This is a genomic window from Natronobacterium haloterrestre, from assembly GCF_900112205.1.
In the GTDB taxonomy this organism is placed as follows: Archaea; Halobacteriota; Halobacteria; order Halobacteriales; family Natrialbaceae; genus Natronobacterium; species Natronobacterium haloterrestre.
The window spans coordinates 117,529-143,861 of record NZ_FOKW01000006.1 but is presented as its reverse complement, the minus strand read 5'-3'; the positions used below and the strand labels follow the sequence as shown (position 1 = coordinate 143,861).

22 protein-coding genes are annotated in these 26,333 nt (G+C 65.0%); 16 read left to right on the top strand and 6 right to left on the bottom strand.

Annotated features, from left to right (window positions below; all coding sequences use genetic code 11):
• Positions 1-387: 387 nt before the first annotated feature.
• Positions 388-753 (top strand): NifU family protein, encoded by a 366-nt coding sequence (locus BM113_RS12875; RefSeq protein ID WP_089788483.1) that lies wholly within the window; start codon positions 388-390, stop codon positions 751-753.
• An 85-nt stretch (positions 754-838) separates the two neighbouring features.
• Here BM113_RS12875 and BM113_RS12870 read toward each other — a convergent pair whose 3' ends face one another.
• The 4 genes from BM113_RS12870 to BM113_RS12855 all read right to left on the bottom strand — a co-directional run bounded on the left by BM113_RS12870 (position 839) and on the right by BM113_RS12855 (position 6,490).
• Positions 839-1,762, bottom strand: a complete 924-nt coding sequence (locus BM113_RS12870) for a ketopantoate reductase family protein (RefSeq protein WP_089788482.1) — start codon at positions 1,760-1,762, stop codon at positions 839-841.
• A gap of 170 nt (positions 1,763-1,932) precedes the next feature.
• Positions 1,933-2,271, bottom strand: a complete 339-nt coding sequence (locus BM113_RS12865; protein ID WP_089788481.1) for a DUF7130 family rubredoxin-like protein — start codon at positions 2,269-2,271, stop codon at positions 1,933-1,935.
• 144 nt (positions 2,272-2,415) lie between these two features.
• Positions 2,416-6,069, bottom strand: a complete 3,654-nt coding sequence (locus tag BM113_RS12860; RefSeq protein ID WP_089788480.1) for a DNA polymerase II large subunit — start codon at positions 6,067-6,069, stop codon at positions 2,416-2,418.
• A gap of 1 nt (position 6,070) precedes the next feature.
• Positions 6,071-6,490: a PPC domain-containing DNA-binding protein gene (locus BM113_RS12855; protein ID WP_089788479.1), complete on the bottom strand. Its 420-nt coding sequence runs from the start codon at positions 6,488-6,490 to the stop codon at positions 6,071-6,073.
• A 495-nt stretch (positions 6,491-6,985) separates the two neighbouring features.
• On the opposite strand from BM113_RS12855, the gene BM113_RS12850 reads away from it, so the two are divergent.
• The 13 genes from BM113_RS12850 (at position 6,986) to BM113_RS22330 (ending at position 22,547) form a co-directional block, all read left to right on the top strand.
• Positions 6,986-8,614, top strand: coding sequence for an ABC transporter substrate-binding protein (locus BM113_RS12850; RefSeq protein WP_245758048.1), 1,629 nt, complete (start codon positions 6,986-6,988; stop codon positions 8,612-8,614).
• 153 nt (positions 8,615-8,767) lie between these two features.
• Entirely contained in the window at positions 8,768-9,841 is a 1,074-nt protein-coding gene (locus BM113_RS12845; protein ID WP_089788477.1) for an ABC transporter permease, read from the top strand.
• Positions 9,841-11,574 carry an ABC transporter permease gene (locus tag BM113_RS12840; RefSeq protein WP_089788476.1) on the top strand — a complete coding sequence of 578 codons (1,734 nt, stop codon included), beginning with the start codon at positions 9,841-9,843 and terminating at the stop codon, positions 11,572-11,574. The genes BM113_RS12845 and BM113_RS12840 overlap by 1 nt, the downstream gene beginning before the upstream one ends.
• Entirely contained in the window at positions 11,574-13,016 is a 1,443-nt protein-coding gene (locus BM113_RS12835; protein ID WP_089788475.1) for an ABC transporter ATP-binding protein, read from the top strand. Before BM113_RS12840 ends, BM113_RS12835 begins: the two co-directional genes overlap by 1 nt.
• 8 nt (positions 13,017-13,024) lie before the next feature.
• Positions 13,025-14,362, top strand: coding sequence for an ABC transporter ATP-binding protein (locus BM113_RS12830; protein ID WP_089788474.1), 1,338 nt, complete (start codon positions 13,025-13,027; stop codon positions 14,360-14,362).
• A 53-nt stretch (positions 14,363-14,415) separates the two neighbouring features.
• Positions 14,416-14,892, top strand: coding sequence for a DUF7555 family protein (locus BM113_RS12825; RefSeq protein WP_089788473.1), 477 nt, complete (start codon positions 14,416-14,418; stop codon positions 14,890-14,892).
• 102 nt (positions 14,893-14,994) lie between these two features.
• Positions 14,995-15,546, top strand: coding sequence for a DUF7529 family protein (locus BM113_RS12820; RefSeq protein ID WP_245758047.1), 552 nt, complete (start codon positions 14,995-14,997; stop codon positions 15,544-15,546).
• Between the two features lie 236 nt (positions 15,547-15,782).
• The gene (locus tag BM113_RS12815) at positions 15,783-17,453 is read left to right on the top strand and encodes an ABC transporter substrate-binding protein (protein ID WP_089788471.1); all 1,671 of its coding nucleotides are present in this window, start codon (positions 15,783-15,785) and stop codon (positions 17,451-17,453) included.
• A 111-nt stretch (positions 17,454-17,564) separates the two neighbouring features.
• Positions 17,565-18,563: an ABC transporter permease gene (locus BM113_RS12810; protein WP_089788470.1), complete on the top strand. Its 999-nt coding sequence runs from the start codon at positions 17,565-17,567 to the stop codon at positions 18,561-18,563.
• Between the two features lie 2 nt (positions 18,564-18,565).
• Complete coding sequence (locus BM113_RS12805) at positions 18,566-19,561, top strand: ABC transporter permease (RefSeq protein WP_089788469.1); 996 nt, start codon at positions 18,566-18,568, stop codon at positions 19,559-19,561.
• Positions 19,562-19,568: 7 nt separating this feature from the next.
• Positions 19,569-20,780, top strand: a complete 1,212-nt coding sequence (locus BM113_RS12800) for an ABC transporter ATP-binding protein (protein ID WP_245758046.1) — start codon at positions 19,569-19,571, stop codon at positions 20,778-20,780.
• Between the two features lie 64 nt (positions 20,781-20,844).
• Positions 20,845-22,230 (top strand): ABC transporter ATP-binding protein, encoded by a 1,386-nt coding sequence (locus tag BM113_RS12795; protein WP_177209170.1) that lies wholly within the window; start codon positions 20,845-20,847, stop codon positions 22,228-22,230.
• Positions 22,231-22,391: 161 nt separating this feature from the next.
• Positions 22,392-22,547 carry a hypothetical protein gene (locus BM113_RS22330; protein ID WP_177209163.1) on the top strand — a complete coding sequence of 52 codons (156 nt, stop codon included), beginning with the start codon at positions 22,392-22,394 and terminating at the stop codon, positions 22,545-22,547.
• Between the two features lie 54 nt (positions 22,548-22,601).
• Here BM113_RS22330 and BM113_RS12790 read toward each other — a convergent pair whose 3' ends face one another.
• Both BM113_RS12790 and BM113_RS22325 read right to left on the bottom strand, forming a co-directional pair.
• Positions 22,602-23,186 carry a DUF7974 family protein gene (locus tag BM113_RS12790; RefSeq protein ID WP_089788466.1) on the bottom strand — a complete coding sequence of 195 codons (585 nt, stop codon included), beginning with the start codon at positions 23,184-23,186 and terminating at the stop codon, positions 22,602-22,604.
• Between the two features lie 66 nt (positions 23,187-23,252).
• Positions 23,253-23,414, bottom strand: coding sequence for a DUF7556 family protein (locus tag BM113_RS22325; protein WP_007141198.1), 162 nt, complete (start codon positions 23,412-23,414; stop codon positions 23,253-23,255).
• Between the two features lie 162 nt (positions 23,415-23,576).
• Here BM113_RS22325 and BM113_RS12785 point away from each other — a divergent pair, with 162 nt between their 5' ends.
• Together BM113_RS12785 and glyS are read left to right on the top strand one after the other, a co-directional pair.
• The gene (locus tag BM113_RS12785) at positions 23,577-24,428 is read left to right on the top strand and encodes a CBS domain-containing protein (protein WP_089788465.1); all 852 of its coding nucleotides are present in this window, start codon (positions 23,577-23,579) and stop codon (positions 24,426-24,428) included.
• Positions 24,421-26,199: a glycine--tRNA ligase gene (gene glyS / locus BM113_RS12780; protein ID WP_089788464.1), complete on the top strand. Its 1,779-nt coding sequence runs from the start codon at positions 24,421-24,423 to the stop codon at positions 26,197-26,199. The genes BM113_RS12785 and glyS overlap by 8 nt, the downstream gene beginning before the upstream one ends.
• Positions 26,200-26,333 lie beyond the last annotated feature (134 nt).

Below are 26,333 nucleotides of genomic sequence, written 5' to 3'. Positions count from 1 at the left end.
CAAGGAACGGAGGGACGGTCGCCAATTCTGTATACCGATATGAGATATATCCATTGCCGACTACATCGGTTGGCGTTTCGTAGTTACCGTTGCGTGTTCGTATACTAACCACTCATGATCGTATCGACCGGCCTTCAACGACTTTCCGGTCAGTGCGGTCGGCTATCCTCTACCGATTTTTCGTGTCCAACGACGATCCGAGAGCGATCGAACACCGAGGGAAGAACGGCTCGGAGCGAACGCCCTCGTCCAGTTTCCGAGTCCAACGGAATCCCGTGGACGGAACAACTCGGGCGGGTTCGCTCCCCTCCGCAAGGACTTTCCGGGGTTGTTCGTCAGGGAAGACCGGACGGAAGGTTTAGGGGCTCCGGTACCCAAGGCCCGTTCATGAGCACCGAGTCTCAGAACGACGGGGACGACCTCGAGGACCGCGTCTCGAACTTCCTGCGGCGGAATTTCCCGCAGATCCAGATGCACGGCGGTAGCGCAGCGATTCAGGATCTGGACCGCGAGACCGGCGAAGTTACGATCGCGCTCGGCGGCGCCTGCAGTGGCTGTGGTATCTCCCCGATGACGATTCAGGCGATCAAGAGCCGAATGGTCAAGGAGATCCCCGAAATCGAGAAAGTAAACGCCCACACGGGTGCCGACGGCGGCGACATGGGCGGCGGTGGCGGCATGAGCCCCTCCTTCCCCGGCGAGACCGTCGACGACGACGGCGAACCCGACGAAGGGCCCGAAGCGCCGTTCTAAGTTCTCGAGTTCGATCACCGACGTTCGTCGACTCCCGCTTTCTCCCTTCGAACAGTCACTGGACCGGGTTCGCTGAAGCGGCGAGTCACTCCTCCCCCGGCTCTTCACGGAGCCCTCGACCCTCCTCCCAGGTGCGGACGAGAGCCGTGAGGTGGCGGTTCGTCGGCACCTCGAGACCGGATTCTGCCGCACGATCGACGACGTAGCCGTTGATCGCGTCGATCTCCGTACGGCGTTCCTGCCGGAGGTCCTGGGCCATCGAGGACGTGTTTGCCGCCGTCGCCTCGGCGACGGTCTCCATCGCGTCGACCGCCTCGCGGTTCGACAGCGCGACGCCACGCTCCCGAGCCACCCGCGCGGCCTCCCGGGTCGCCGCCCGGGCGAGGTCCCGCGCCGGGGGCTCGAGGACGGCCCCGTTTGTCGTCCCGGTGAGCGCGGTGACCGGATTGATTCCCGCGTTGACTGCGAGTTTCTCCCAGAGCCAGCGCGGCATATCGTCGACGACCGCCGTCTCGAGGCCGGCGGCGGTGAAGGCCTCGCCCACGGCGTTGGCACGATCGGACGCGCCGCCATCGCGGTCGCCGAGGACGATCTCCCCGCGCCCGGTACACTCGACGACCCCGGGTTCGCGAAGGACTGCGCCGTAAGTCGCTGTCCCGGCCAACACCGGTGTCCCGGGCTCGAGTCGCTCGGCGAGAACCGCCTCGTTCCCCATCCCGTTTTGTAACGAGAGGACGGCATCGAACGACCCCGTCGCGAGTGCGGCGGCAGCCGACGCCGTGTCGAAGGACTTTACCGCGACGACGGCGAGGTCGGCCGCGAGGTTCCGGCCGTCGGTCGTCGCGTTCGGAACCACCCGCTCGTCGAACTCGCCGCAGACGCGGAGGCCGGACTCGCGGACGGCTCGAGCGTGGTCCTCGCGGGCGACGAGCGTTACGTCGTGCTCGCGGGCGAGCAAGCCGCCGACGAGACTTCCCAGGCTGCCGGCACCGAAGACGACCGTGTCCATGGTAGGGAGGGGAACCGGCGCAGTAAAAACGGTTTTCGTCCTTTATCCACGGAGAGAGCCTCTCGAGCCACGTCCGTCGACGGGTCAGTCCTGGCAGCGATTTCCTCGTATACGACCCAGTAAACCCAATGTCGATATATCGAATCGCGTCGATGCGCCGATGGGAGCACTCAGTCCTCCGTCCAATACATCAGATCTTCGCGACCGGTCTGACAGTTCGGACACTCGTCCGGGAGGTCGGCGGTGATCCCGCCCATCTCCCCACACTCCATACACCGCCACATCAGGTGTGCCTCGCCGAACTCGTGGCCCGACCGCGCGTGTTCGATGCTCATCGCCTCGGCACCCTCCCGCGTGGTTACGAAAAAGCCGCTCTGCTCAAAGCTACGGACGCGGCCGAGAACGTTCCCGTCTTCGTCGTAGACGGTCTGGCCGGACGTGACCTCGTGGACCTCTTCGAGAGCTTCTTCGTCGTCCGCTCTGGCTGGCGTCTCACCCGTTTGAACCATAGGGGTGACCACCTCGAGGAGGGGGATAAACCCCGGGTGCGCATTGCTCGAGCGGCCGCTCGAGGGGGTCAGACGGGCGACGAGCGGTTCTAATCGAGCGAACCGTCGATAAGGGCAACGAGGGGCCGAAACCGCCCGGGTAACTCACATGAAGTCCTCGATACCCGACTGCTTGTTCTTGTCGTTCTCGAAGATGCTCTCGAGGGACTTCTCCAGCACCTCGAGGCGCTGTTTCGTGTAGGGCCGGCAGTCGTACTCCTCGGCGACCTGGATCGCGGTCTGCATGTACTTGTTGACCGAGCCCTGGTGGACGGTGAGGTTGACCCGGCCCCCACACTCCCGGCAGTCGCCGGTCAGTGGCATCCGGCGGAACTTCTCGCCGCAGTCGAGACACCGGGTCTCCTGGCGCGAGAAGGCCCGCAGGTTCCCGATCAGGTCCGGCAGGAAGTGATACTCGATGACCCGCTCGGCGACGTCGGTCTCGTCGACGGCCTCGAGTTTCCGCGAGAGCTCGAGTTGGGCATCCATCTTCTCCATCATCGAGCCGAGCGTCTTGTACGCCGAGAGGTCGGGCCCCATCGCGATGTCGGTGGTGTCGTGGGTGTGCTCGAAGCCGGTGTACTCGCCGTCGGTGCCGAGCGTGTCCTCGCCGATCTGGATGTCGACCTCCTCGGGATCGGCCTGCTCTCGAGTGGCCTCGTAGAACTCCCGGGGGTACTGGGAGACGATGTCCATGTTGTGGGCCTCGTCGTCGATCTCGGAGGGGTCGATCCGGGAGGACATGACCAAAGGCGCGTCCATGCGCCCCCCTCGCTTATCTGGCAAGAAACTTATACTGAAGTTCAACAAACCGTCCATGAGGAGCATTACACAGTCCTCGTCACCGTCGCAATTTCGGCGCTTCGCGGCGTGAAAGTACGGATGAGCATATCCGACCGCAGCACTCGTGAAACCAATCACCCTTCCGACAGTTGCGGCGCTCGTGTGGGGTGCCATCCCGAAAACCAGTTCGCCCACGAGGTCCTGGCGATCCTCGAGTTCGTAGAACGGCTCGAGCCCGTAGTACTGCTCGAGGAGGTCGTCGATGAAGTCGGCCGTCTGCATCATGTGCTCGGCCGCGCCGTCCGAGAGGACGATGTCCTGGACTTTCAGCTCCACGAGCTGGTCCTCGTGGGTCAGCGGTTCGCCGTGGATGTCCTCCTCGTAGCCCAGCGCCTGCAGTTGGCCGACGTCGACGTCGAGTTCGCTCGCTCGAACGGACGTCACGGGGAGGTCGGTCATGTCGTAGCGGACGGTGCCGTCCTTGAACGCCGAGACGTCGTGTTTCGCCCGCAGGATCCCCTTCTCGATCGGTTCGGGGATCTTGTTCGTCGAGGAGAGTCCCTTGACGCCTTTCAGGATCTCGAACGCGTTCTCGCGTTCGCCGACCGACTCCAGCGCCGACCGGTACTCCTCGTTGACGTCGATCTCTCGGGTTTCGACGCAGGTGCCCTCGATCTCGCAGCGGTCACACTCGACCCGGCCCGCGTCGTCGGGCTCGAGCGCCCGGTCGCAGTCCGGACAGCGATAGTCGGGCTCGGTCCGCTCGTTGCAGTCGGGACAGCGGTTCTTGAACGTCTCCGTCTCGCAGTTCGGACACCGCTGGCGTCCGACCTGCAGTTCGACGACGCCGGGCGTATCGGACATCGTCTCCGCGTGTTTGGCCGCGTCGGCGACGTTGCGCTGGGCGCCGCCGGCCTCACCGATCGGGAAGAGCGTGTGAACCGGCGGGCTCAGGTCCCGGCGCTCGGACTTCTCGGGCCGGCCCATCCGGTTGCCGATCCGGGTGGGTGCGCGTTCCCGCACTTCGAAGGGAGCGACCTCGTTGACCGCCTCGACGGCGTTGTCGCCGTCCTCCTGTCCCCAGGTTCGGGCGCGCTCGGAGAGGTCGTCCTCGCTCCAGGTCCGCTCGAGTTCGACTGCCGGTTCCCCGTCGCTCTCATCGTCGACCTCGGGTTCGAGGGCCGCGCCGTCGGCGACAGCCCGCCGGGGCTCACAGCCGACCGAGCGGACGAACGGCCGCCAGTCGTCGATCTCGATGCGGTCGTCGCCCGGACGCTGGCGGTGTTCGAGAACGATCGTCTCGAGCGCGTCCGCGACGTCGTCGGCGTACTCGAGGACGAGGATGCTGTCGTCCCCGTTCCCGTTCACGCTGCCGTCGCCGTCCCCCTCGATCCGACCCTCGGCGACGGCGTCGGCGAGATCACAGAAAGCCGCCACCGAGAGGTCGTGCCAGAGGTAGGTGTACTCGGGGTGTAACGGCGCGTCGTGCTCCGTGGCCCACTCGAGGGCCTCCTCGGGGTCGGGGAACTCGAGGTCGATCCGGGGGTCGTCCTCGAGCGCCTGGACGTCCGTGCCGGCGGCCTCGAGGTCCTGGACCCACCACTCGTAGGTGTAGGAGGCCGGCGCGAGCGGGTGGTTGTTCTCGACGAACTCCCCGTAGTTGACCAGGTACTCGCCGAGGTCGAGGATCTTCTCGACGCCGTTTCTGATCTCCGTTGCCTCCTCTGGGTCGTCGATCCGTCGCACGTCGCCGTTGGCCAGTTTGACCGTCGGCCCCTCGATGGAGTCGACGGGGACGACGCCGGCCGCCTTCCCGGGCCGTTCGGTCTTGATCTGGGTCCCGGTCGCCAGGAAGTCGTCGACCAGGTGCATGGCGGCGGGGTGGACGCCGGCCGTCGCGAAGCCGTGGTTGCGAGCGCGTCCGTATCGCAGTCGGAACCCGCCTTCCGCGCAGGGGTGGGAGAAGACCGGCCGGCCGGCGATCAGGTCCCGGAGGAACTTCTTCGATTCGTCGACGCGCGGCGGCCCCTCGGGTTCGTCCGGTTCGGACGCCTCATCGTCGGCGTCGGCGTCTTCCTCCTCGCCGTCGTCGTCACCGTCCCCCTCGTCGGCCGCTTCCTCGTCGCCCGCGTCGTCGTAGTAGGTGCCATCGATCAGGTCCTGGAGCCACGGCCAGTCGACCTCCTCGAGGTTCCGGGTGTATCGCTGGATCTTCGGGGCCTTCAGCGCGATCCCCTCCGCAAGCACCAGACACATCCCGCCGCGGGCGCTGTTGGTGTCGACCCGCTCCAGGTCGCGGAAGCCGGAGACCTCCTCGTCGCCCGTCGCCTCGCCGTCGAGCATGATCGGCATGTGCTCGGCGATGAACTTCGTCTCCTTGTCCTTGGGCGTGTACTGGAGGCCGGTCTCCTTGTCGTAGAGGGCGATCTCCTCGGCGTAGCGTTCGATCTCCTCGTCGCGGGCCTTGTACTGATCGATACCGACGAGTGCGCGCGTGTAGTCGGCGACCAGCACGGACAGCGCCTGGGCAGTCCCCCCCGCAGAGCGGATGGGACCGGCGTAGTAGACGTTGACGAACTCCGTGCCGTCGTCGTTCTCTAAGATCTCGACCTTGTCGATCCCCTCGATCGGTGCCGCGACGACACCCTCGGTCAGCAGGGCGACCGCCGTCCGAACGGCCCCCTCGACCTTGCCGGCTTTCGTCTCGTAGTCGCCGACGCGGCCCTCGGCGAAGTCCTTCGCGAGTTCGAGGGCCGCTTCCTCGCGGGACATCTCCCCCTCGAGTTCCCGCACCCGCTCGGCGACCCCGTCGATCCCCAAAATGTTCTCGACGCGGTCGGCCATGTCCCGCGCCGTCGGGATCTCGACTTCGGGTTCGGGATCCGCGCCGCGTTCCTTCGCCGTCTCGGCGACGTCGAAGGCCTCCTCGAGCTGGGACTCGAGCCGCTTGAAGTACCGTTCGTCTTCCTCGCGCATCTCAGAGCCAGAGGTCGAGTTCGGTGGTCTCGTCGTACTCCCGTTCGAGCGGTTCCTCGAAGACGCGCATGTGGACCTCGCCGGCCCAGACCGTCGCCTCGTTCAGGTGGCCGGCGTAGGCGACCCCCTCGTCGTCGGAGAGCACGGCGTGGGTGTGGGCGAACCGATCGCCGTCTAAGAGGGAGACGTTGCCGACGCAACTCGCCACCTCGAGCGGTTCGTCGAACTCGACCGGGTAGTACTCACACTCGTCCTGATCGTAGAACCAGAGTTCCGCGTCCTGGACCGCGCCGAGCGCGGTGAACCACGCGGCGTCGGCCTCGGCCTCGTCCGCGAGGGACTCGATCTCCGCTCGCCAGTCCGCTCCGGTCTCGAGGCGGGCCACGTACTCGCTGGCTGTCTCGACCTCGCGATAATGCATACCCTCACGTGAGACTGAGAGACGCAAAAAGGTTGAGGAAGGTCGGCCGGCGAGTGACCAGAAATATTCATGATCGATCGGGGACGACCATCAGCGGGCGAGAAATTATAGATTTACACTCTGGGTCGCGATTCTACGCACAACGGAACTAGTTTCGAGAATTTCGCGGAATATGATTCGATATCAATCAGTGATACGAAATAAACAGCCAGCCATTACGCAGGGTGAAGCCGTAGTATCTCGGGGAAGAGCCGATGACGATGCTGATTCCGCGAGTAAGTCCCCGATAAATAAGTAACGATGGATTTACTTGGTGGTTCGATTAAGGGAAACTGTATCATGATGGATGGAGACGAACTGGAACGACGTTCGTTCCTGAAGGCAACTGGTGGGGCTGCTGGTGCACTAGCTCTCGCCGGGTGCGTTGGTGAAGAGCCCGACGATGGTAGTGACGAGGACGAGAGTAGTGGTACTCTTAACCTCATTAACGGAACGATGACGTCGCTCGACCCGATTCAATCGACGGATACCGAGTCGGGTCGCGTCATTCGCCAGATGTACGAACCGCTGACGCACTTCCCGAACGGGACGACTGACGTCACGAACCAACTCGCCGAAGGGTACGAACTGTCCGACGACGGCCTGACCTACACCTTCGAGCTCAAAGAAGGTGTTCAGTTCCACAACGGCGAGGAAATGACGGCGGATGACTTCGTCTATTCGTTCCGTCGACTGGCCGAGTCCACGAACAGCGAACGTGGGAACTTCATCGTCGGGTCGCCGACATTCCTCAACGTCTCGGCCGAGTTCGACGACGAGGGCGGCGTCGTTCCCGAGAGTCTCGCCGTCGAGGCCGTCGACGATTACACCCTCGAGATCACGCTCGAGACGCAGGCTCCCTCTGCGCTCGAAATTCTCTCGTACGACGCGTTCTCGGTCGTTCCGGAGGGCATCGTCGGCGATATCGAAGGCTACGACGGCGAAATCGACCACAGCGAGTTCTCCTCGAGCGAGCCGGTCGGGACCGGTCCCTTCGAGTTCGAAACCTGGGAGTCCGACGCCGAAGCGGAGGTCGTTCGCTTCGACGACTACCACGGCAGCGTCGCTAACGTCGACGCCGTCCACTGGCAGATCATCGAAGACGACGAAGCCCAGTACACCTACGCGATCGAGGGCAACGCCGACATCTTCGAACTGCCGACCGCCCAGTACGAATCCAGCCTGGTCGACGCGGAGACCGACGACCGCGGCCGTGAAATCGGGACGTACGGCCCGATGGAAAACGGCGAGACGGTCGATTACGTCGGCGCGCCGCAGCTGAGCACGTACTACTTCGCGTTCAACGTTCCGTCGGTCCCGCGTCCGGTCCGACAGGCGATCGCGTACGTCATGAACCGCGAGACCCTGATCCAGACCCTCTTCGAGGGCCGCGGACAGGAAGCGTACACGTTCACCCCCTCGGCCATGTGGCCCGGCGGCAACGACGCCTACGAGGACTTCATCGCGGACTACCCCTACAGCCGCGACGAGGCCGACCGCGAATCCGCACGGGAAGTCCTCGAGGAGGCGGGCTACACCGAGGACGACCCCTACGAGCTGACGCTCACTACCTACGAGTCGGACGTCTTCCAGGAAGCGGGCCGCGAGCTCCGCGACCAGCTGTCGGGCCTGGGCGTCGAACTCAGTCTCGAGCAGTCGCCGTTCGCGACCCTGATCGAGCGCGGTGAGAGCGGTGACCTCGAGTTCTACTCGCTGGGCTGGACCTGGAGCTGGCCGGACCTCGGGTACGGACTCTTCGGGTTCGAGCCCGAGAACACGGACACCTCCCGAATGCCCGAGGAGACGAACGGCTACTACCTCGACTGGCACCAGGCGGACACCGACGCCGTCGAAAAGGCGCAGTCGGCCTGGGAACGTGCCTCGTCCAATTCGGATCCGGAAGACGAAGACGTCCGTAACGAGGCCTACATCGAAATGGAGGAGGCCGTCTGGGACGACGCAGTCTGTCTCCCGCTCTATCACGACCTCCAGGAACTGTTCTACTACGATCACGTCGACATCGAGCCCTTCGGGGCGATGGGAGAGTACTTCCAGGTGTATAACGACGTGACGCTGGACGAATAACCGACCGCGATACTCGTCCGGCCTTCCGTCCGCCGTCGACGGATTCGACGGCGGACGGTTCGTTCATCCCGCTCAAAACAACGTTCATATGGCACTTAGACCAGATATACACACATTGATACGCATACGCACTCGAACGCCGGGTGATCTCCGATGAGTCGCTGGCGCTATCTGCTTCGCCGCGTCCTGCTGTCGATCCCGGTGATCGTCTTCGGGCTGACGATCACGTTCGTTATCGTCCGCATGGGACCGATCGATCCCGTCTCGGCAATCCTGGGACCGGAAGCGGGTGCGGCACAACGGACGCGGATCGAAGAACGGCTCGGATTGAATCAACCGCTGTGGGAACAGTACATCGACTTCATGACCGACATGCTGGTTCCGTGGTCGTTCGACCTCGGCCAGTCGTGGGTCATCCAGCCCGGGACAGACGTGACTGCGCTTCTTTCGAGCTACGCGCCTCGAACGCTGTGGCTGGGCTTTTGGTCCATCCTGATCCCGATCTTCGTCGGAATCCCGCTCGGGTTCTACGCCGGCCTCAACTCGAACTCCTGGGGCGACTATCTCGCCTCGTTCGGCGGGATCGTCTGGCGGGCGATGCCGAACTTCTGGCTGGCGATCATGCTCCTGGCGTTCCTGCGCCTGAGCGACAAGTTCCTGTTTGGCTTCCGGTGGGACACGTTCATCGTCGAGATCGACAGCCTCGTCGGACAGCCACCGCTCGATTTCATCGCCGTCACCGACTGGGTCAGCCTCGGTATCATCAGCATCCCGGTCGGGATCTACTTCTCGGCGACGACGTTCCTGGCCTCGTTCAAGCAGATCCTGCCGGCGGCGATCGTTCTCGGCTCCTCGCTGATGGGCAACGAACTCCGTATCAGTCGTACCGCCGTCCTCGAGACGATCAACTCCAACTACGTCGAGACCGCGAAGGCGAAGGGACTCCGGAGCCGAGTGATCGTCTGGAAGCACGTCTTCCGTAACGCCTTGATCCCGCTCGTGCCGGTCATCACGAACGAGGCGTTCGTCCTGATCGGCGGGTCGGTCATCGTCGAGGTCATCTTCGGGATCAACGGCCTCGGCTACCTGTTCTACCAGGGTGCCATCCAGGGTGACTTCCCGCTCGTCTCCTCGCTGATGTTCATCTTCATCCTGGTGATCGTGTCGATCAACATCCTTCAGGACTTCCTCTATACGATCCTGGATCCGCGCGTGGGGTATCAATGATGAGCGTAGAAAACGAATTCGACGACAAGACCCTTCGAGAACGTATCGCAGAGAACCCACGACCGGCCATGCTGTGGGTCGCCGGACTCGTCGTCCTGATGGCGCTCGAGCTCGGCTCGATCGCGGCCGCCGTCCTCCGGGTCGGCAGCGTGGTCAAATTCGCGATCGGCGGAATCGCGAACACACCGTCGTGGATGGCCGGGTTCGTCTCCGAATCGCTCGGGTCGATCGGCGGGACGATCGCCTACGGCCTCACGGCGCTTGCACTGCTCGTGATCGCAGCGATCGTCGTCAAGTGGCTGTTCGTCCCGTTCTCGATCGTCGATCGGCTCGGGCTCGAACTGGGCGTCGGCAAGGCCGACGTCGTCGAGCGGGCGATCGTGACCGCCGTCGTCGGCGTCGTCACGCTGCTTTTCGTCGCGACGCCGCTCGGCGCCGCGGTCGACGCCGTGATCGGCGCGCTCACGCAGGGTCTCGAGTCGATCAGTTCCCTCCAGACCCTGACGAGCCGCGAGACGATCCCCAACCAGGGGTACCAGCTGCCCGACGGAAGCTGGGAGGGGACCTGGCTCGGGCTCTCGCCCGCGATGGCGTGGGGCGCTCGCGTGCTTCTCATCTACGCCTACGCGTTCGGTCTCCTCGCGTGGTTCTGGAGGGGGTACAACGTCTTCCGGAACCACTACCGCGAGGCCGACTGGACGCCCCGTGACGACAGCGTCAATCGGTTCCGGAACCACTACTGGGGGGTGTTCGGGTTCGTCGTCGTCTTCGTCTTCGTCGTGATGGCCCTGTGGGCACCGGCACTCAGCCCGGTCACTGCGGAAGCGAACCTCTACAGTCCGTACGAACACGAAGTACAGTACTACGACGAGGAGATCGAAGACGTCGCCTCGATCCCTCACGGTGAGGCGAACCTCGAGACGCGGTCGGTCGGCGGCGACAGTAACGTCGGCCTGATGAGCTACGACAAGTACGACAGGTTCCATCCGGCGGGGACGAATCAAGACGGGAAGGACCTGTTTACCTTCCTCGCGTACGGATCACAGGTGTCGCTCGTCATCGGTCTACTCGCGACCGGGCTGATGACCCTCGTTGCGACGGCGCTTGCGCTAATGACGGCCTACTACAAGGGGCTGCTCGACCTGCTCACGGTGGTCGTCAGCGACTCGATCATCTCGCTGCCGCGGTTGCTGGTCGTGTTGCTCCTCTCGGTCGTGTTCATGGAAGCGAACCATCCGATCGCAACGATCTACGACGGCGGCTTACTGCTGGCGTTGATCTTCGCGGCGACCGGGTGGCCGCTGCTGTGGCGTGCGGTCCGTGGTCCGGCGCTGCAGGTCGCCGAGGAGGAGTGGGTCGATGCCGCCCGGAGCTACGGGCAGAGTCCAGTCGAAACGATGAAAAAGCACATGTCGCCCTACATCGCGGGCTACATGCTCGTGTACGCGTCGATGACCCTCGGCGGGGTCATTATCGGCGTCGCCGCACTCTCGTTCCTCGGGTTCGGCGTGCAGCCGCCGACGCCCGAGTGGGGACGTGCGGTCTACGAGGGTCGACCCTACGTTCCGACCTCGTCGTGGCACACCGCCACGATTCCGGGGCTGATGGTCGTGTTCCTCGTCACCGCGTTCAACGCGCTGGGCGACGGCATCCGCGACGCGATCGACCCCGAAAGTGATGCCAGCGGCGACGAGGCCGGAACCAGTGCCGCCGCAAGCGGAGGTGGTGGCTGATGTCGATGGAAGATCCGATCGAAACGACGAACGACGACGCGAGTACAGCGACGACGAGCGACTCGAGTTCGGAGCCGATCGTGACCGTTCGGAACCTCCAGACCGCCTTCTTCACCGAGAAGGAAGTCATCCGCGCGGTCGACGGCGTGAGCTTCGAGATCGAGGTCGGCGAAACCGTCGGCATCGTCGGGGAGAGCGGTTCGGGCAAGAGCGTCACGGCCCGCTCGATCATGGGCCTGGTCGACGACCCCGGCCGCATCCTCGAGGGAAGCAGCATCCGCTACCACCACCCCGAGACCGTCGAGAACTACGCCGAGGAGTACCCCGACCACACGGTCGATCTCGCCGCCGCACGCGAGGAGTTCGATCCGGCGGACCTCCTCGAGGATCCGACCCTCGACGCGTCCGCAGCGGAGTTCGCCGACGCCGGCGAACCGGTGCCGTCGGCCGACGATATCGACGTGGCCGACGATATCGACGTGGCCGACGTCATCGACGCGGGTTACGGCGAGGAACTCGGACTGGTCGACGAGGACGACTTCGTCTTCGTCGATCGCTCGAGCGCCGACCGCGAGGACAACTACGTCGACGTGACCCGAACCAGCGGGGAGTCCCTGCGCAAACTGCGGGGCGGGAACATCGCGATGGTGTTCCAGGACCCGCTGACGAGTCTGAACCCGGTCTACACCGTCGGCAACCAGATCAAGGAGGCCCTGCGGCTCCACCAGGGCATCACGGGCAAGGAGGCCACCGAGGAGGCGATCGAACTCCTCGAGGCCGTCGGCATCCCGGACGCCCCACAGCGAGTCTCGGAGTATCCCCACCAGTTCTCCGGCGGGATGCGCCAGCGCGCCGTCATCGCGATGGCGCTTGCCTGCGATCCGGAGTTGCTGATCTGTGACGAGCCGACGACCGCCCTGGACGTGACGATCCAGGCCCAGATCCTCGAGTTGCTCGAGGACCTCCAGGAGGAACGGGATCTCGCGATCATGTTCATCACCCACGACATGGGTGTCATCGCGGAGATTTCCGACCGAGTCAACGTCATGTACGCCGGGGAGGTCATCGAGTCGGCCGACGTCGAGACGCTGTTCGCCGAGCCGTCCCATCCCTATACGCAGGGGCTGCTCGAGTCGATTCCTGGCAGACAGGTCGGCGCCGATCGGCTCTCGACGATCGAGGGCGACGTTCCGACGCCGAACGAGCCGGCGACCTACTGCCGGTTCGCGCCGCGGTGTCCGAAGGCGTTCGAGGCTTGCGACCGGGTCCACCCCGAGTCGGTACCCGTCGACGACGGGGCCGAGGACCACCGCGTCTCCTGTCTGCTCTACCCCGAATCCGAATCCGAAGCCGACCGGATCGCGTTACACGACCGCCTCGGCGATCCGGAAAGCGATCCCGAGGGCGCGGGCGACGCGACCGAGGGAGGTGAGAGTCGATGAGCCAGCACATGTCCGAATCGGAATCAGAACCGCGACGCGATGCCGACCGACGCGTATCGAGCGACCAGCACGGCGAGACGCTGATCGAAGTCGACGACCTGAAGACCTACTACGAAGGTAACGACTTCTTCGGCGGACAGCCCGTCAAAGCCGTCGACGGTGTGAACTTCGAGATCGCCCGCGGCGAGACCCTCGGGCTCGTCGGCGAGTCCGGCTGTGGGAAGACCACCCTCGGTCGGACGCTGATCCGCCTCGAGGAGGCCACCGACGGCGAGGTCCGCTACGACGGCACGGAGGTGACGAGCCTCAGCGGCTCCGACCTCAAGCAGTGGCGTCGGAACGCACAGATGGTGTTCCAGGACCCCCAGTCGAGCCTGAACGACCGGATGACGATCGGCGAGATCGTCCGGGAGCCCCTCGACGTCCACGACTGGAAGACCCCTCGTGAACGACGGGAACACGTCCGCGACCTGCTCGAGACGGTCGGTCTCCAGAAGGAACACTACTACCGGTACCCCCACCAGTTCTCCGGGGGGCAACGCCAGCGTATCGGGATCGCGCGGGCGCTCGCGCTCGAACCGGAGTTCGTCGTCCTCGACGAACCCGTCTCGGCGCTGGACGTCTCGGTCCAGGCGAAGGTGCTGAACCTGCTCGAGGATCTGCAAGACGAGTTCGGGCTCACCTACCTGTTCATCGCCCACGACCTGAGCGTCGTCCGGCACATCTGCGACCGGGTCGCCGTAATGTACCTGGGGAACATCCTCGAGATCGGACCCACCGAAGAACTGTTCGAGAATCCGGCGAACCCGTACACGCACGCGCTGCTGTCGGCCATCCCGGAGCCGGATCCGACCGTCGACCGGGACCGGATCATCCTCAACGGGACGCCGCCGAGCCCGCGGGATCCGCCCTCTGGCTGTCCGTTCAGCACGCGCTGTCCGGCGAAGATCCGGCCGGAGGAGTACGCGGATATGGACGACGACGTCTGGGAGGCGATCAACCTCTTCCGGGTCCTCCTGGACGAGCGGGCGCGGGCCGACCTCTCGATCCGCGATCGCGTACGCGAGTTCCGCGGGAAGAACGTTCGCTTCGACGAGATCACCGAGGTTCGAAGCGAACTGTTCGGCGATCTCGATCTGTCGGCGGACGTCGAACGCCACGTCGACCAGGCCCAGGAGTACGTCGAAGCAGGCGAGTTCGACCGCGCTCGCGAGTACCTCGCCGAGGAGTTCGATAGCATCTGCGACCGCGAGGCACCGTCCCTCTGTACGGTCGGCGACGCCGGGCGCTCGAGCGCCTGTCATCGCCACGACGACGAGTACGCGTCGCCCGACGAAGAACTGTAACCGTCGGTAACTAACCCCATCGTCCTTCCGTCTCCGATCCCAGATTTTCGACTATGTCTCGAACCCGTCCCGACCCCGCGACGCTCGCATGGACCATCGTCGACGCCGTCGCCTACGCGGTCGCCTTCGCGGCCCTCGTCGTCGCCGTAGTGACGCCGGTCGCGTACGTCGCGACCCGCGGCGAGTGGGCGGGCGTCAAGGTCGCCCTCTTTCTCGTCGGAATGGCCCTCTTCGGCTACGGGAGCCTCAGACTGTGGTTCGCGTCCTCCCAGCAGCAGTACGACGCGGAACAGGAGCGACGGCACGGGTCCGGCGGACCCGCGGGCGCGTCGAGTTCCATGTCGGCGTCGGGAACGGCCCTCACGACCGAACAGGACTCCCGGCTCCAGACGGCACTCGATGGCCGCTCCTGGTACCCGACGGATCGGCTGCCGCCGACGGGACGGGTGTCGCCGTCCACGAAGCTGTTTCTCGGGAGCCTGCTCGTGCTCGCGGTATCGTTCGCGATGGAAACCGTCTTCGGGATTTGAGATCGCCTCGCCGTCCCGACGCCGTCCCGACGCCGTCCCGACGCCGTCCCGTCGCCGTCCCGAAGAGAAAAGTAAACCAGTGTCCCGTGTGAGACACACTGTATGACCGATGTCGGGAACGGCAACGACAGTCGCGGGCAGCGAACGCCCGGCGGAGCAGCGGTAAAAGAAGCGTGGCAGCGCACGCTCGAGGACATGGACGCGCTCGCGGCGGAACGCGAGCAGCAGGGCTGGGACGTCGTCATTGCCAGGGCGGGCAACACGGCTCCGACGGCCCCGGCAGAGCGCGACGACGACCGGTTCGGTCCGTCCTTCGTCGTTCCGAACAACGACGCGGAGGAGTTCGCCGAGGCGTTCGAACGCGGCGACTACCCCCTCTACGAGGTGTACCGGGAGACCGTCGAGGACAACGTCTTCCTCGTCGTCGAGTACCGCGATCCCGACGCCGAGACGGTGATCATGATCGCCGGCCAGTACCGCCTGCGCGACGCTCCCGGAATGGCACAGGCCGCGATCGACGAGGACGTCATCTACACCCGGGTTCGAACGCTCGACGGGACGGTACTCGGCTCGTTCAAGCACGACGACTACGAGAAGTTCGTCCCCGACATCGAGCGGGTCGCGAACTGGCACGGCGACGGCACCGAAGACTGACGGCCGCAATCGGGCTCCGACTCGAGCCCGAACGGCACCACGAGCGAGAACAGGCGTTGTGGTGGCCGGTTCGAATCGACCGACACACCTGTACGGTCGCGATCAGGACCGGGTAGTCCCCGACACGTCAGTACTTTTCAAAACGAGATTACCGCGGGGAGACCCTAGGTACAACGATTATTCGCGTTATTTGGTAGAGGATAACAAAGGGCGCTCGACATCGTACCCACGAGGAGATGGTACGACAGTCACTGCAGCCGACCCGTCGGCGAGTCCTCGCCTCCGGGGCGGCTGTCTCCGCAGCGGCCATCGCAGGGTGCATCGGTGAGGATGGTGGCGACGGCGACGGGAACGGCGACGACGTCGCCGACATTAGCGAATTCCAGTACGATAGGGAAGAACCGGACGACGGGGACCGGAGCGACTCCCTCGAGTTCCTCCAGCCGGCGGAACGGGACGAGGACTTCGACCCGGTCGTTTCGTTCGACTCCTACAGCATGCAGGTCGCGAACCTCGTGTTCGACGGCCTCTACGAGTGGGACGACCAGCTGGAACTCGAGCCCAAGATCGCAGACGGGATGCCCGAGGAGGAAGACGACGGCGAGACGTACATCTTCGAGATTCAGGAGGGCATCGAGTTCCACAACGGCGACGAGGTGACCGCCTCCGACGTCGCACACTCCTTTACGGCTCCGGTGGAGGAGGAGACCCAGAACGCGGCGACCTACGGGATGATCGAGTCGGCCGAGGCGATCGACGACTACTCCCTCGAGGTCAACCTCGAGTTCCCGTACGGACCGTTCACCCTGTCGACGATGGCCGTCCCGGTCGTTCCGGAAGAGGTCCGCACGGAGGACCGCGAGGCGTTCAATACGGATCCGATCGGGTCCGGCCCGTTCCAGTTCGCGGACTTTCAGGCCGGCGAGTACGTCGAACTCGAGCGGTGGGACGACTACTGGGACGATCCGCAGCCGTACGTCGCGGACATCCGGTTCGAGGCCGCGCCGGACGACGCGAACCGTATCGCGCAGGTGCTTGCGGGGGACACCGACGTCATCGACACCGTTCCCGCGACGGAGTGGGACGAAGTCGAGGGCGCGGACGGCGTCCGGATCCACGGAAGCCGCAGTCCGTCGTACATGTACCTCGCGTTCAACTGCAACGAGGGCGAAACGACCGATCCCGACGTCCGGCGTGCGGTCGGTCACTCGTTCTCGATGCGGGAGTTCGTCAACGAACACCTCGGTCCGGCGGCCGATCCGCTCGAGAGTCCGGTTCCACCGATCACGAACGAATCGGGGAACTGGGACTTCCCGATGGACGAGTGGGAAGGGATGATGCCCGAGTACGACCCCGATCAGGCCGAGCAACTGCTCGCGGACGCTGGCGTCCCCGACGACTGGGAACCGCGGATCATCGCGCCGGAGGGCGGTCCGCGCGAGGCCCTGGCCGAGCGCATCGGGTCGCGCCTGACCGAGATCGGCTACGGTGCCGACGTCCAGGGGATGTCGTTCGCGACGCTGGTCGATACGTACAACACCGGGAACGTCGACGACTACGAGATGTACCTGCTTGGCTGGACCGGCGGTCCGGACCCCGACGTCTACTACTACAACCTGTTCCACGAGAGTCAGGAAGGCGTCGCACAGGGCCACTTCTACGAGGGACAGGGCGAGTTCCACGACAACATCCTGAACGCCCGCGAGAGCGCCGATCAGGAGGAACGACGGGAGTTGTACATCAGCGTTACCGAAGAAATCCTCGAGTACCTGCCCGTCCTCCCGGCGTACACCGAGCACAACACGATGGCCGCACGGGAGGAGGTCAAGGACCTCCACGCGCACCCGTCGGTCAGCTACAACCCGCGAATCGTCTCCGACTACCAGAACACCTGGATCGACGAGTAGGGTCGACGTCGCCGGGGTCGGCTCCGGACCGACTCGGCTCTCTCGACGACACTTCGATATGAACCCGACAAACGGCACCGCCCCTCGAAGATAGGCAGGTGGTTTCAAACCATGGGACTCCTTCGCTACACGACGTACCGGTTCGCTCAGGCGATTCCCGTCCTGATCGGCATCTCTATCCTGACGTTCGTTCTGGCGAATCTGACGCCGGGGGATCCGGTCAGGCTCATGTTACAGGGCGTCGAGGCCGACCAGGAGATGATCGAGCAGATCGAGGCCCAGTACGGCCTCGACAGGCCGCTGTACGAGCGATACCTCGACTACATGGCCGGCCTGGTCCAGGGCGATATGGGTCACAGCTTCCACCGGAACCGGTCGGTTTCGGAACTGATCGCCAGCCGGATCGGGCCGACGCTGTTGCTGGTCCTGTCGGCGTACGCGTTCGCTCTCGCCACGTCGATCCCGCTCGGGATCATCGCGGCCAAGCGGCGCAACGAACCGTTCGATCACGTCTCGAGGATCGTCGCTCTGATCGGGGTGAGCACTCCCTCGTTCTGGATCGGGATCATGCTGATCCTGATCTTCGCAGTCCAGCTCGGCTGGCTCCCCTCGGCGGGGCTCGTCTACCCCTGGTGGTCGCCCGAAACGTACGGTCACGACGGCTACGTCGAGCACTTCGTCGAAACGATACGTCACCTGCTGTTGCCGATGATCGCGCTGGGCACGCTGCAGATGGCGACGCTGATGCGCGTCGAGCGGACCCAGATGATCGAGTCGCTGCAGGGCGAGTACGTCAAACTCGCACGGGCGTACGGGGTCCCCGAACGGACAATCCTGCGGAAACACGCGTTCCAGGTCGCACAGTTGCCGATCATCACGATCGTCGGCCTCAACCTGTCGACGGCGCTCGGGGGTGCCGTCCTCACCGAGTTCGTCTTCAACATCAACGGGCTGGGACGGCTGTTCTACGACGCGATCGTCCAGTTAGATTACCAGGTTATCATGGGTATCACGATGATCATCGCGACGATGTTCGTGATCGGCGTCATCATCACCGACATCGCGTACGCGTACATCGATCCGCGCGTCACCTACGGGGAGGCTGAGTAACGATGGCGGTCGGAGAAACCCAGGTCGAGAGCGGGGCCGAACCGGCCACCAAGGAGACCGAGACCGGCTGGCGAAACACCTTGCGGAAGATCAAGCAGGACACGACCGCGCGATGGGGACTGTACGTCATCACGATCGTGCTTGCCATCACGGCGTACACGCTCATCGACGGTAACCTCTCGCGGCTCACGTTCGGGGCCGTCTCGGATTTCACGATGGCGGAAACGCTACCGATCTTCGAACACCCCGAGCGGCTGCCGCCGCCGGGCGAGGCGGAGACGAACCTGCCGCCCGCCTTCCACGCCGACGGAACGATGTCGCACCCGCTTGGCACCGATCCCAACGGCCGGGACTACTTCACCCGGATCGTCTACGGGGCCCAGGTGTCGGTCAGCGTCGGCATCGCGGCGACGTTCCTCGGACTGCTCGGCGGGACGATCATCGGTGCCGTCGCCGGCTACTACGGCGGCTGGGTCGACGACGTTCTGATGCGAGCGATCGAGACCGTCTACGCCATCCCGCCGCTGATCCTCATCATCGTGTTCACGGTGTTCGTCAGCGGCGGCAGTCCCGACGTCATGTACGCCATCGTCGGCGTCGGGATCGCGTTCATCCCGGTGTTCGCCCGGATCATACGCAGCGAGGTACTGTCGGTCCGCGAGATGGACTACATCGAGGCCGCTCGAGCGGCGGGGGTGAAAGACCGAGACATCATCCTGCGCCACGTCATTCCGAACAGCTTCGCGCCGGTGCTGGTCTACGCGACGCTGCAGATCGGTGTGACGATCCTGATCGTCGCCGGCATCTCGTTTCTGGGCTTTGGCGCACAGCCGCCGACGCCCGACTGGGGCGAGATGCTCAACACCTCGCACGGCTACATGCACTCGAACGTCTGGCTCTCGATCTGGCCGGGGCTGGCGATCATGATCACCATCATGGGCTTCAACCTGTTCGGCGACGGCCTGCAGGACGCGCTCGATCCACGTATCAACGAGTAAGATGACGATGAGCTCCGAACCACTACTCCGCGTCGAAAACCTCAAGACGCAGTTCTTCACGGACACCGGTACAGTACGCGCAGTCGACGGCATCTCCTTCGAGGTCTACGAGGGAGAGATCGTCGGCCTCGTCGGGGAAAGCGGCGCGGGCAAGAGCGTCGCCTCGATGAGCCTGCTCCGACTCGTCGAGAACCCCGGCGAGATCGTCGGCGGAGAGGTCACCTACAAGGGCGAGACCATCTTCGGCCTCGAGGAGGGGCCGGACGGCGAGTTGCGAAAACGCGATGATATGCTCTCGAACGAGGAAATGCGCGACCGCATTCGGGGCAACGAGATCGCGGTCATCTTCCAGGACCCGATGGAGTCGCTGAACCCGGTCTTCACCGTCGGCGGCCAGTTGCGGGAGTTCATCGAACTCAACCGCGACCTCTCGCGGGAGAAAGCCCGCGAGGAGGCGGTCGACATGCTCAGGGAGGTGGGTATTCCCGATCCCGAGGAGCGATACGAGGAGTATCCACACCAGTTCTCCGGCGGGATGCGCCAGCGGGTCCTGATCGCGATGGCGCTTGCCTGCGAGCCGAACCTGATCATCGCCGACGAGCCGACGACCGCGCTCGACGTCACCGTCGAGGGACAGATCATCGATCTCGTGGACGACCTCCAGGAGAAGTACGGGACGAGTTTCATCTGGGTTACCCACGACCTGGGTGTGGTCGCGGAGATCTGCGATCGGGTCAACGTGATGTACCTCGGCGAGATCGTCGAGCAGGCACCGATCGACGAACTGTTCTACGACACGAAACACCCCTACACCGACGCCCTGCTGGACTCGATTCCCCGGCCCGACCGGACGGTCGGCGAACTCGATCCGATCGAGGGCGTGATGCCGGAGGCGATCAGCCCGCCCTCCGGCTGCCGGTTCCACCCCCGGTGTCCGGACGCCCGGGAGGTCTGCCGGCGCGTCCACCCGGAGAACAGGGTCGTCGACACGACCGAGAGCGCGGAGCCACACCGCGCCGCCTGCGTCAAACACGACGCGTTCGACGTCGGTTACGACGAGAGCCCGCCGCTCGAGAAGGAGCCGCAGGTGACCTCGGAGCCGGATGCGGATACGGAGGCGGGCGTGACGGGTCCCGGCCCCGGCCCCGGCCCCGGCACCGGAACCGGGACCGGCACCGGACCCGGCTCGAGCGGCGGCGGAGGTGAGGGCAGTGAGTGATACGGTCCAGGATCCCGGCTCCGATCGGGACCCGGACGGGGACCGCTCCGTGATCGGCTCCGAGATGAGCGGCGAGGACGTCGCACACGGCGAGACGCTCCTCGAAGTCGACGGGCTGAAGAAGTACTTCAGTCAGGAGTCGGGGCTGCTCAGCGGGGTTTCCCTCGATCCGAGCCAGTTTCCGCCGATCGAGATCGGGCGGAACCGGGTCAAGGCGGTCGACGACGTGAACTTCGAGATCCGCCGGGGCGAGACGCTCGGTCTCGTCGGCGAGTCGGGCTGTGGCAAGAGTACTCTCGGACGGACCATCCTGCGACTGCTCAAGCCGACCGACGGGAACATCTACTTCAAGGGCCAGGACCTCGCGGATCTGAGCGGCGAGGCGCTCCGACAGAAGCGCGCGGAGATCCAGATGATCTTCCAGGACCCCCAGTCGTCGCTGGACCCGCGGATGAAGGTCGGACGGATCATCGAGGAGCCGATGCGCGCCCACGGCATGTTAGACGACGAGGGACGGGAGGCGCGGGCGAAGGACCTGCTCGAGAAGGTCGGGCTCGATTCGCGCCACTACAACCGCCACCCCCACGCCTTCTCGGGCGGCCAGCGCCAGCGGGTCAACCTCGCGCGGGCGCTGTCGGTCAATCCGGACTTCATCGTCTGTGACGAACCAGTCTCGGCGCTGGACGTCTCCATCCAGGCCCAGGTGCTGAACACGATGGAGGAACTCCAGGAGGAGTTCGGGCTCACCTACCTGTTCATCGCCCACGACCTCTCGGTGATCCGGCACATCTCCGACCGGGTCGCGGTGATGTACCTCGGGAACGTCGTCGAACTCGCCGAGAAGGAAGAACTGTTCGAGAACCCCCAGCACCCCTACACGGAGGCGTTGCTCGAGTCGATCCCCGTTCCCGATCCCCGACAGCGGGACGCCCGCGGCGTCCTCGAAGGGGAGGTCCCCAGCCCGGTGAACCCGCCCTCGGGCTGTCGATTCAGGACGCGGTGTCCGCGGCTGATCGCGCCGGACGAATACGCCTGGACCGACGAGGAGTGGGCCCACACGCGGGCGTTCCTCCGTGCGGTCAAGCGACGGACGTTCGAGCCGATGACGGCCGCGGAGATCGAAGCCGAGTTCTTCGGCGGGGAGCTCCCGACCGGCGACGCCGGCGAGATCGTCCGGCGAGCGATCGACCACGTCGCGACGGACCGGGGGGACGCCGGGGCCGGGGTCGGGGCCGAGACCGGGTCCGGGACTGAGACCGAGAGCGGTTCCGACACCGCGGGGGGCCCCGAGGGCGTCGGCCATCCGAACGTGGACTGGGCGGACGCGACCGAACTGTTGCTCGAGTCCTTTGCCAGGCAAAGCATCTGTGCACGCGAGCGGCCGGCCTACGAGGTCGAACCGGAGTACGGGACCGAACCCCACTTCGCGGCGTGTCACCTCCATCGGTAGCCGCGTCCAGCCGGATTCTGCCCGCCGGCTCCCGTATCGGTTTTTCACAGCCTCCAACCGGAACGGCGGTGCGGTACCGTCCCGTTCGTCCCGAAATATTATACGCCACGATTCTTCATCGTAAAAAGGCTTAAGAGGTCGAACCAACTATTTACTCATGTATGAGTAAGATTATAGCCGTCCTCGCGACCCACAGCGGAATCGCCGCGAAAGCACAGCGTGCAATCGAACACTCCCCCGAGTTCTCCGGGGTTCAGACGAGCGACCGCGGGCAGCCGGATCGACAGGTCCCTGCCGGTGGTTTCCTGACAGGGTGAGACGGCGCTCTCGAGATACGGTGCGGTATCGGCCTTCGCTCCGTTCCGCTCACCTTAGCTGATTCTGATCGTCGTCGCGTCGCTGGGACTGAACGCGTCTTCGTGAGTCGCGACGAACGCGCGGATCTCGTACTCGCCGGGACTAGGGACGACCGATTCGTGACGATCGCCGTTCCGGACGCGCTCGAACCGACCGTTCCAGGTGAACGACGCGCGCTTCGTCTCGCCGCCGCGAAAGCTAAACGACGACGGGTTCGCCCGCGTGTACCGGCGCTCGTCGCTTGCCTCGAGTTCGCCGTCGACGGACCACCCCCAGCGGCGCTGTTCGGGGGTCGGAACCTCCACGGGGACGGGGAGCCGGTTCTCGAACTCGACCGTGATCTCGACCGGCTCGTCGCGGTCGTAGACGGTCCGATTGGTCTCGACCGAAACCGAGATCGCACGCCGGCCGATCGACGTCGGGAGCAAGGCGGAGAGGAACGTCGCGGCGGTGTATCGGGAGCGGTCGCTCGAGGAGCCGTCCCGATCCGACCGGCCGTTGGGGCGCTGGTTCGAGTTCGGGGCCGACCGGCCGAACCCGGAGCCGCCGCTCGAGCCCAGTTCCGACGATCCGCCGTCCCGCGGTCGCGAACCGACCATGAGGGATCGAACGACGGTGAGAAACTAAAACGGTCCGCTGATCGTCGCCCCACGCGAGGGGCGTCGTCACCGCCAGGCCGGAAGCGTCGGTGCAGCGTCGGCTTCCATCGAGAGCCAGGCGCCGTCGGCGGAGATGTCGGCGATGACGTACTCGTCGCTCGAGTCGGTCGTATCGATCGAGCCGACGACCGTGTCGGCGGGCGTCGTGGCGTGGGGGTTCGTCGCCATGTATGTGAGTGACAACCACTCACGTATAAACTCATCGGATCGAACTGTCTCTCGATCCGACCAGACGGGAGAGGGAGTCGGCGCGAGGGAGCGACCCCCCGGGCGGGTGTGCACGGACGGGAAGCACGGGGTTTATACTGATTTTCGCCCTACCGTGGGGATATGAACGTAGCCGACGCGATGACGCCGCGCGAGGACGTGGTGACCGTCGACCTGCCGGGTACCCGGTCGGACGTCCTCGAGTACCTGCAAGAACAGTCGTTTTCGTCCGTACCGGTCGTCAAACCGACCGACGACGGCCCGGAATACCGCGGCCTGATCTCGCGGGACGCGCTGATCGAACAGCCAGACGAGGACCAGCTTGTCATGCTGATGGACGAGGTCCCGACGACGACGGCCGAGACGTCGCTCGAGGAGGTCGCCCGAACGATGGTCGAGGAGGGCGCGCGCCGCGTCCCCGTCGTCGACGGCGAGTTCGAGGGGATCGTCACGGTGACCGACGTGATCCACGCGATCGCGACCGGCGACCAGGAGACCGAGGGGACGGTCGAGGAGTACGTCAGCGAGAACGTCAACACGACCTACGAGGGCGCGCCGCTGCCGGTCGCCGAGCGGGAACTGTACTACGCGAACGTTCCCTACACGGTCGCGCTGGGTGACGACGGGCGGATGAGCGGCGTCCTCACCGAGGTCGACATCCTCGACGTCGCCCGCATCGTCGAAGGCGAGGAGGAGACCGGCGACAACTTCCCGGATCAGGACTCCGACTGGTCCTGGGAGGGGATCAAGGGCGTCGGAAGCCGCTACCTGCCGACGCGAGACATCGAGCTCCCGGCCGGCCCCGTCAGCGAGTTCATGAGCGACGACGTCGTGACGGTGTCGGGCGGCGCGTCGATCCAGGAGGCCGCACAGCGGATGATCAGCAACGATATCGAACAGATCCCGATGGTCACGGCCGAACAGCTCACCGGTATTATCCGTGACGTCGACATCCTCGAGGCGCTCTATGAGTGAGCAGACCCGATCCGAAACGGCGGAACAGACGAGCGAGAAACTGGTCGAACTCGCGAAGCGTCGCGGCTACTTCTTCCAGTCGTCGGGTGCCTACGGCGGCGTCGGCGGCTTCTACAGCTTCGGGCCCCAGGGCGCGGCGCTGAAGGGCAACGTCGAGGACGCCTGGCGGGACCGGTTCGCGGTCCAGGAGGGCAACATGGAGATAGACGCCCCGACGATCATGCCCGAACCGGTCTTCGAGGCCTCGGGCCACCTCGACGGGTTCGACGACATGCTCGTCGAGTGTCCCGACTGTGGCGAGAGCCACCGCGCGGACCACGTCGTCGAGGACAACACCGACTACGAGGACGCCGAGAGCCTCCCGATCCCGGAGGTCGAGGAGGTCATCGCCGAGCACGAACTCGTCTGTCCCTCCTGTGGCGCGGGGCTTGCTGGTCAGGCCGTCGAGGCGTTCAACCTCATGTTCGAGACGAACATCGGCCCCGGCGACTCGGATCCGGGCTACCTCCGTCCCGAAACCGCCCAGGGCATCTTCGTCGAGTTCCCGCGGCTCAAGGAGTACGCCCGCAATCAGCTTCCGTTCGGCGTTACACAGATCGGCCGGGCCTACCGCAACGAGATCAGCCCCCGGCGCTCGATCATCCGGACCCGCGAGTTCACCCAGGCCGAACTCGAGTACTTCGTCGACCCCGAGGAAGACGAACCCGACCTCGAGAGCGTCGAAGACGTCGAGGTGACGCTGTACCCCGCCAGCGAGCAGAACAGCGAGGACGGCGGCGAACTCGAGATCACGATCGGCGAGGCCGTCGACGAGGGCATCATCGCCAACGAGTGGGTCGCCTACTACCTCGGCGTCGCCAAGCCGTGGTACGGGGCCGTCGGCGTCGACATGGACCGGTTCCGGTTCCGCCAGCACCTCTCGGGCGAACGCGCCCACTACGCCGCGGACTGCTGGGACGCCGAAAGCGAGATCGACGGCAACTGGATCGAACTCGCCGGTTTCGCCTACCGTAGCGACTACGACCTCTCGAAACACGACGAGTACTCCGACGACCGGTTCACGATCTTCAAGCAGTACGACGAGCCCAAAACCGTCGAGCGCGCGACGGTCGACCCCGACATGAGTTATCTGGGTCCGGAGTTCGGCGGCGCGGCGGGGGACGTCGTCGACGAACTCGAGACCCTCGCAGAACGGGACCGCTCGGCCTTCGAGGGCGACGTCGTCGAGATCGAACTCGAGGACGAGAGCGAGACCCACGAGATCCCCGTCGAGAAGACCGGCTTCTCGGTCGACGAGGAGACGATCGCCGGCGAACACATCGTCCCCCACGTCGTCGAACCCTCCTTCGGCGTCGATCGGCTGGTCTACACCGTCCTCCACCACGCCTATCGCGAGGACGAGGTCGACGGCGAGGAGCGCACGTATCTCGAACTCGAGCCCGAGGTCGCCCCGACGTTCGTCGGCGTCTTCCCGCTGCAAAACGACGACGACCTCGAGGCAGTCGCCGACGATATCGTCGACGACCTGCGGGACGCAGGCCTGTCCGTGACCTACGACGACTCGGGCAACATCGGCCGGCGCTACCGCCGCCAGGACGAGGTCGGCACGCCGTTCTGTGTGACGGTGGACTACGAGACGATCGAGAACGAGGAGACGACGGTCACGGTCCGCGAACGGGACACGACCGACCAGAAGCGCCTGCCCGTCGAGGACCTCGCGGAGACGCTCGCCGCGATCCGGGAAGGCAATCTCGAGTTCGAGGATCTGTAATCGATAGAGCGACTCGCGGCCACTTGTATTGGGTTTCGATCGACCTTTTACCGAGGGACGGCGGGCTGTGTGGCGAAGCCACCAGCGCGACAGACCGCAGAGTAACGGGTCGGAGGTGATCGACGGACTGAAGG

Bases quoted from the DNA above. Each gene is read 5' to 3' on its own strand.
- BM113_RS12845 (WP_089788477.1), top strand. From the start codon at position 8,768: ATGAGTCGCTGGCGCTATCTGCTTCGCCGCGTCCTGCTGTCGATCCCG.
- BM113_RS12835 (WP_089788475.1), top strand. From the start codon at position 11,574: ATGTCGATGGAAGATCCGATCGAAACGACGAACGACGACGCGAGTACA.
- BM113_RS12795 (WP_177209170.1), top strand. From the start codon at position 20,845: ATGAGCGGCGAGGACGTCGCACACGGCGAGACGCTCCTCGAAGTCGAC.
- BM113_RS12850 (WP_245758048.1), top strand. From the start codon at position 6,986: ATGACGTCGCTCGACCCGATTCAATCGACGGATACCGAGTCGGGTCGC.
- BM113_RS12855 (WP_089788479.1), bottom strand. From the start codon at position 6,490: ATGCATTATCGCGAGGTCGAGACAGCCAGCGAGTACGTGGCCCGCCTC.
- BM113_RS12865 (WP_089788481.1), bottom strand. From the start codon at position 2,271: ATGGTTCAAACGGGTGAGACGCCAGCCAGAGCGGACGACGAAGAAGCT.
- BM113_RS12805 (WP_089788469.1), top strand. From the start codon at position 18,566: ATGGCGGTCGGAGAAACCCAGGTCGAGAGCGGGGCCGAACCGGCCACC.
- glyS (WP_089788464.1), top strand. From the start codon at position 24,421: ATGAGTGAGCAGACCCGATCCGAAACGGCGGAACAGACGAGCGAGAAA.
- BM113_RS12790 (WP_089788466.1), bottom strand. From the start codon at position 23,186: ATGGTCGGTTCGCGACCGCGGGACGGCGGATCGTCGGAACTGGGCTCG.
- BM113_RS12785 (WP_089788465.1), top strand. From the start codon at position 23,577: ATGAACGTAGCCGACGCGATGACGCCGCGCGAGGACGTGGTGACCGTC.
- BM113_RS12820 (WP_245758047.1), top strand. From the start codon at position 14,995: ATGACCGATGTCGGGAACGGCAACGACAGTCGCGGGCAGCGAACGCCC.
- BM113_RS12810 (WP_089788470.1), top strand. From the start codon at position 17,565: ATGGGACTCCTTCGCTACACGACGTACCGGTTCGCTCAGGCGATTCCC.
- BM113_RS22330 (WP_177209163.1), top strand. From the start codon at position 22,392: ATGAGTAAGATTATAGCCGTCCTCGCGACCCACAGCGGAATCGCCGCG.
- BM113_RS22325 (WP_007141198.1), bottom strand. From the start codon at position 23,414: ATGGCGACGAACCCCCACGCCACGACGCCCGCCGACACGGTCGTCGGC.
- BM113_RS12825 (WP_089788473.1), top strand. From the start codon at position 14,416: ATGTCTCGAACCCGTCCCGACCCCGCGACGCTCGCATGGACCATCGTC.
- BM113_RS12800 (WP_245758046.1), top strand. From the start codon at position 19,569: ATGAGCTCCGAACCACTACTCCGCGTCGAAAACCTCAAGACGCAGTTC.
- BM113_RS12860 (WP_089788480.1), bottom strand. From the start codon at position 6,069: ATGCGCGAGGAAGACGAACGGTACTTCAAGCGGCTCGAGTCCCAGCTC.
- BM113_RS12875 (WP_089788483.1), top strand. From the start codon at position 388: ATGAGCACCGAGTCTCAGAACGACGGGGACGACCTCGAGGACCGCGTC.
- BM113_RS12830 (WP_089788474.1), top strand. From the start codon at position 13,025: ATGTCCGAATCGGAATCAGAACCGCGACGCGATGCCGACCGACGCGTA.
- BM113_RS12840 (WP_089788476.1), top strand. From the start codon at position 9,841: ATGAGCGTAGAAAACGAATTCGACGACAAGACCCTTCGAGAACGTATC.
- BM113_RS12815 (WP_089788471.1), top strand. From the start codon at position 15,783: ATGGTACGACAGTCACTGCAGCCGACCCGTCGGCGAGTCCTCGCCTCC.
- BM113_RS12870 (WP_089788482.1), bottom strand. From the start codon at position 1,762: ATGGACACGGTCGTCTTCGGTGCCGGCAGCCTGGGAAGTCTCGTCGGC.